This window comes from Acidithiobacillus sp. (assembly GCF_023256195.1).
GTDB lineage: Bacteria > Pseudomonadota > Gammaproteobacteria > Acidithiobacillales > Acidithiobacillaceae > Acidithiobacillus_A.
The window spans coordinates 46,697-52,723 of the sequence record NZ_JAGDWX010000032.1; the positions used below are offsets into that span (position 1 = coordinate 46,697).

4 protein-coding genes are annotated in these 6,027 nt (G+C 60.8%); all 4 read right to left on the minus strand.

Annotation, left to right across the window (positions count from 1 at the left end):
• Positions 1-2: 2 nt before the first annotated feature.
• Complete coding sequence (locus Q0C23_RS08410) at positions 3-2,837, minus strand: bifunctional YncE family protein/alkaline phosphatase family protein (RefSeq protein WP_291511921.1); 2,835 nt, start codon at positions 2,835-2,837, stop codon at positions 3-5.
• Positions 2,838-2,853: 16 nt separating this feature from the next.
• Positions 2,854-3,252, minus strand: coding sequence for a biopolymer transporter ExbD (locus Q0C23_RS08415; protein ID WP_291511922.1), 399 nt, complete (start codon positions 3,250-3,252; stop codon positions 2,854-2,856).
• A gap of 3 nt (positions 3,253-3,255) precedes the next feature.
• Positions 3,256-3,933 carry a MotA/TolQ/ExbB proton channel family protein gene (locus Q0C23_RS08420; RefSeq protein WP_291511923.1) on the minus strand — a complete coding sequence of 226 codons (678 nt, stop codon included), beginning with the start codon at positions 3,931-3,933 and terminating at the stop codon, positions 3,256-3,258.
• Between the two features lie 59 nt (positions 3,934-3,992).
• Positions 3,993-6,027, minus strand: a 2,035-nt coding sequence (locus tag Q0C23_RS08425; protein WP_291511924.1) for a TonB-dependent receptor, incomplete at its 5' end; no start/stop codon positions are given.

Genomic DNA, 6,027 nt, shown 5'->3' on the forward strand with positions numbered 1-6,027 from the left:
ACTCAGTCCTCCCGTGTGCTTGCGGCAGCGAAATACGCAGCGGGATAGGGTCTATCCATCAGACCTTTCCACAGGATGCGGTTGTAGCGGTCCGCATCCAGGCGATCCTCACGACTGAAATCCATGCCGGCCGCGGCCTGCGCCCAATAGTGGCGATCGTGGCGAGGAGCCAGCGCCGCTGAATCGCTACAACGTGTAGCCTCAGCCGGGAAGTGCTGTGCGAGAGGTGTGCCCAGGAGATAAGGTGAGGGACAGGCCCGAAAATCCCACTGGGCCGCGCGTGTGTCGAAGACCTCCACCATGGGCCGCGCCGCGGCCACCAGGGCGTTCGTCGGCGGAATGCCGAGGACCTCGCTGATGGTACGCAGCACGCTCAGGGTGTTGTAAGGCGCGGAGATGACGCGGCCGTGAGCGACGTAAGGCCCGACGACGAGGGCGATGCTACGGTGAGCATCCACGTGATCGGGGCCATCCTGGGCATCGTCCTCCAGCACGAAAATGAGAGTGTCTTTGGCAAAGGGACTCTGCGCTACGCGCTCTAAAAGCAGACCCAAGGCGTAGTCGTTGTCCGCGACCTGACGCTCCGGTGTGTCGATGCCGTCCATGGCCTCCGAGAAGGAGCCGGTGTGATCCCCCGGCAGACGTACCAGGGAGAGCCGGGGCAGCTGCCCCTGTTTTCCGTAATCGCGAAATTCCCGCTCCCACTCCTTGAATCGCCAGAAATCCGGATAGGCGCTGTCAAAGCCCCGGAAGTAGACGTCCGTGATGGGGGCGAGCTCGGGGTTGGCGGGCACACCTTGCGGCTTCTGCTCAGCAAAGGCGTTACGGGAGGCCTTTAGGCTGCTGTCTTCGGCGCGGTGATAGAGACTGAGGAAGAACCCGTAATTTCGCACCGAAAGACCCTGGCGCAGGGCCGCACTCCAGAGGTAGCCTTTTTGTTTTTCGCCATCCATGGCGTCGGGAGCAGCGACGTCGGCGGTACCAGGCAGAAGATCCGGGTCCGCAGGCAGGCGGGGGTCCGCCGCACGGCGGGCCGCGCCACTGAGGCCGACATTCACGCCGCGATTGCTGCCTTCCCAGTCGTAGGAACCGCCGCCACCGCTATAGGCCATGGGCAGGACTTTCACGCTGAGATAGGACTCGCGGCCGGCCGTGGACCAGGCCCAGCCGTTCCCACTTACCTCCCCCGTCACGAGAAAATTGTCCAGGAGTACCATCTGCTCAGCCGCTTGGTGCTGATTGGGGGTGGTCCGGCGCGGGAATTCCGTGAGTTTCGGGTCACCGTTGCCCCGCGGGATATCTCCGAACACCTGATCGTAGCTGCGATTTTCCTTGATCACGTAGATGACGTGGCGAATGTGGCGGCGCAGAAAGGCCATGGTCGCCTGCTCGTCGGCACTGAGGGCAGCGGCCGGATGATTGTTCTGCCAGGTCTGGCGGGTCAGACCCACCAGGGTTTCGGGATCCTGTGGCAGCGGGAGCTTCTGCAGTCCGGACTCCACCTTCTGGAGGATGTACTGATTGGCACGAGCCTGCACCGGAGAGCTCTCCAGACAGCCGCGGTAGCGTCCGTAACAGAGTCCGGTGTTCGGGCCCGGCATGGTCTTGTTGTTGACTACCCAGAGGGTCCTGTCGTCGCTGCCGACGGCGAGATCCTGCGGTGACCAGGCCGTTGGCAGGAGGGCGAGGCTCTCAGGCCGGTCCTTGTCGAGACCCAGCACGGCGACGGCGTTCATGCGGCCGATGCTGGCATACAGCCGCTTGCCGTCCCGAGACATGGCGAGGCTGTTGGCGGACCAGCCAAGATTCTTGGCGCCGACGAAACCCGCTGCCTGCAATTCCGGCGCGAGGCTTGCCGGCAAAAGAGGCGTCTCGCCGAGCAGCTGAAAGCGAGCGAGGTCCACCACCGCGATGCTGTCCCGATTGTCCTGCGCAACGTATAGGCGCCCTCGGGCCGTATCTACCAGCATGCGTCCCGGGTTGCCAGGCACGGAGAGGCGCTGAAGGATCTGCGCGCCACCGGGTGTCACGTGCAAAAGTACGAGTTCGCGATCCCGGAGGCTGGAGACGATGGCCTGATCCGCCTGGCTCCAGACCACCGCAAAAGGATACTCCCCACCCGCCACGCCGCTTTTTCCCTGGCTTGGCCCGGGGCGCAGATCCTGCTCCCAGAGGATGCGGCGATTTTCGGTGTCGATGAGGCTTACGGAATCGTTGAAGGCGTTGCAGACGAGGAGATAGCGGCCAGTGCCGTCCAGGGCGAGACCGGCGGCCAGCGGTTTGACGCCGATGCCGAGGCCTTTGCCTTGGTGGCCAAGCGCGATGGCAGGCCCGGCAAAGCGCCAGGCAGCCTTGTCCCCCTCGCGGCGAAGGATCAGTACGCCGTCTTTTACCCCAGTGCTCAGGTAAAGGGTTCGTTCATCGGGGCTCAGCGCCATACCCTCGAAGCTATCAAAGAGGGGGATGGACTGGGTCAAAGCGGGCATCTGCGCGGAGAGTTGCAGGCGCAAAAGGTGCTGATTCGAGAGTTTCCGGTCGGTTCTGCCGGGAGCCTCATCGACATTCTTGTAGCCTGCGCCCAATACGAGGGCTTCGGCCCCGCCGTTCACGAACAGTATGCGACTCGCCCCCCGCAGGGCCAAACCGCGATTACTGCCGTCTGCGGGCAGGCGCCAGTAGGCACTACCCGGCGCGGCCAGGGGCGCGAGCCGCTGACCACTGGACAGGAGCGTCGCGGAATGCGCCGAGGGGGAGGCCCCTTCGCGCGCCAAAGCGGGCGCTTGCGTAAGGCAAGCGAGCAGAACCACCGACACGATCACCGAACTTCGGTGCGACATGTGCAACCTCACTGGCTCAGCGCGAGCTCTCAAGACGGGAAGCGAGACCGATGGCGGTGACGCCGGCCTTTCGGCAGCTGTCCATGACGTGGACCAGGGCGTCGACATCGGCATTTTTGTCGGCGGCGATGGTCACTTGCAGGTTCTTGGGATCGTGCTGACGCAGGTAATCCTCAAGGGCGCTTGGGCTGTAGGTTTTGCCGTCGACCTCGGCATCGCCATTGACCTGCAGGTTGATGACGAGCTTGGGCTTGGGCAGTTCCTGGGCGGTGCTTGAGCCCGGCATCTGGGCTGGTAGACCTTTGTCGGGGATCATGTGGATGGTCACCATGATGAAGAACACCAGCAGAAATAGCATGATGTCGATCATCGGGATGATCTCGATGCGCGCTTTTTTGACCTCGAGATACTGCACGGATCAGGCCTCCTGCGCCGCGTAGTACACGGGTTTGGCCTCGTTGGCCGTCAGGGCGTGGCTATGGTCCAGACCTTCCAGACGGTTGACCAGCATGTTGCGCAGGGTTTCCATCTGGTGGACGACGAGGCGCATGCGGTTGTGCAGCCCGTTGAAGGTCACCAAGCCGATGATGGCGATGACAAGGCCGGCGGCGGTGGCGAGCAGGGCCTCGGCGACGTTACCGGTGATGGCGGTGGGGTTGTTGGCGGCGTCCCCCAGCACCTGGAAGGCGTGGAACATGCCGACGATGGTGCCGAGCAGGCCCAAAAGAGGGGCGAGGGTCACGGCAGTGTCGAGAATCCAGAGGCGTTTGTCGAGGCTTGGGACCTGGCGCATCACCATTTCCTGGAGGACTTCCGAAAGGCGGGCGCTGTCGCGGATCTGAGGAAAGCGCAGGGGGACCTCGAGCAGCGCCCGGAAGGGATAGGGGCTACGCTCGGCGATGGGTGCCAGGGTGCTGGGCTTGAGGTCGGGGGCGGAGTCCAGTGCTGCGGCGATCTGCTCGCCCTGCTGCACCATGCGGTTGATGAAGAGAAAGCGCTCGAAACTCACCCAGAGGACGAGCAGGAGGATGAGGGGCATGATGAAGAGGATCCCGCCCGATTCCTGAGCGATGGTGAAAAGTGCGTGCATATCCATGGCAATACCTTTCTCAGACGGGATACCTCAGAGGTATCCCGTAGGGTGGATGGATGGACTCAGAAGCTCGCGTCCAGTGTGGCGTAGACGTTGGCGGGCAGATTCAGCTTCAGGTTGGGATTGGCGTTGCTGCCCGAGTAACTCTGGATCCAGGTGCGATCGAAGAGGTTATTGACGTACACGCCCAGGGAGACCTTCTTGAGGCCAAAGCCGCCGCTGCCGAGCGCCATGTTGTTGAAGGTGTAGCGCAAGCTCGCGTTGGTGTAGAAGCGACTGCCCAGAGGCAAGAACTTCCCACCCAGGTTGTAGTAGGCGTTGCCGATCTCGTTGAAGCCGACCGTCGCCCGCAGACCTCGGTCGTGATAGATGAAACCAATGGATTCGGTGTGGTGCGGGGCGTAGGGGAAGGGTTGTCCCTGCGATTTCAGGCGAGCGTCCAGAATGCCCAGATTGGCGTAAGCGCTGAACTGGTCGTTGAGGATGAAGCTATTCTGCCAGGAAATGCCCTGATTAATGGCCTTGCCCGCATTGGCGAGCACAGTCTGGTTGAAGGAGCCGACCTGCACGGTAGTCGACAGAATATAATTGCGGAAATCCACCCGGAAGAGATCCAGTTCGCCTTTCCAGAAGCCGAGATTCCAGACCGTGCCGAGATCGTAGGTGTACGCCTTCTGCGGCGCCAGAGAAGGATTGAAGACGCCGGAGTAGAACTGATTGTAGGCGGGGGGGTTGGCATTCTGGGTGAAGTTGGCAAAGACGTTGACGCCATCCATGACCCGATAGTTGAGGCCCACCGACGGCAGCACCGCGTGGAAATTCGCGTTGAAGACCCCTGGCTTATTCTGTGCTAAGGCGACCTCATCGCGGAAATCGCGCTGAGCGTAGAGATATTTGACGCCCGCGGTCAGCTTGAGCGCCTGGGTCGGCTTGTAATTGAAGACGATGAAAGGCTCGTAGGTATCGGTCTTGACCGGCTCGATGTAGGTCGAACCGAGATAGGTGTTGGCCTGATTGTAATACTGAGCATCGTGCATGGTGTTGTTGTGGTTGAACCAGAAGCCCAGCTCGGTATCCACGGGTCCCAGCGGGAAGAGCAGCTTGGCGATGTTTCCCCAGCGATGGGTGTTGTTGACGCTGTTGCGTAGCAATACCTGGTTGGCAGCTGGCGAGGTACGCTGTACCGTACCTTGAGGAGTGAGGAGCGTTTGGGGGAAAGTGGTCGCACCGGCGCCGAAGCCGTTGCCGTAGTAGTAATAGAGCTGCTCCGAGAACTTGACTTTTCCTACTTCACCTTCGTACTTGCCATAGGCTACCCAGTTGAGGTAGCGGTTATAATTATAGCCGGTGTAGAAAGTGTTCGGTTTGCCATTAGCGAGAAATGGATCGCTCGTATAAGCGTTATAATTTTCTCCATATTTCGCGATATCGGCCGCCGTGGCACCGTTGTAATAATTGAAGCGCTGATTGTTCTGAGTGAAGAACAGGGTCAGGGCTCCGGGGCCGATCTGGCTCACGGATTTGAAGAGGAATTGCGTCTGGATAGAGCCGTTGTTCAGGAAATACCCGTCCCGACGATTCTGATTGACATAGAGCCAGGCCGAGGTGGGCGCGACATTCTTCAGGAAGAGTCCGGTATTGATCAGTCCGCCGTAGTTGTACTTGCCGAAGGAACCGCCGCCAACCATGGGCCGCACGAAGAAGTAGGGGGACGGCTTCAGGCTGTAGGTCTCGATGGAGCCGCCGAAGCTTGCAAGCCCCGGGATGGCCGCAGACTGGGCACCGGGGTAGTACTTGGTACCGGCGATGAGCACCGAGGGGATGAATTCATTGGAATAATAGGTGTAACTGTCGTTGTCGTTGAGTGGTATGCCATCGAGGGTGAAGTTGATGAGACTCTTGCTGAAACCATTGATGTAGACGTCGTCCCCGTCCATACTGTCGCCACTGCTGACGACCACGGCATTGGGCAGGTTCTGCAAGGACTGGGTGTAGGAATCCGTCGGGGTGAGCATCTCGTACTGCCCCCGGGTGATGGTGGTTTCGGCGTTGGTGGTGTCCTGCTTGAACTTCTGGATCTGCTGGATATCGCTGGGC

What these genes read in the sequence shown, in the direction of transcription:
- Q0C23_RS08410 (WP_291511921.1), bottom strand. Translation starts at nt 2,837, where the DNA reads ATGTCGCACCGAAGTTCGGTGATCGTGTCGGTGGTTCTGCTCGCTTGC.
- Q0C23_RS08420 (WP_291511923.1), bottom strand. Translation starts at nt 3,933, where the DNA reads ATGGATATGCACGCACTTTTCACCATCGCTCAGGAATCGGGCGGGATC.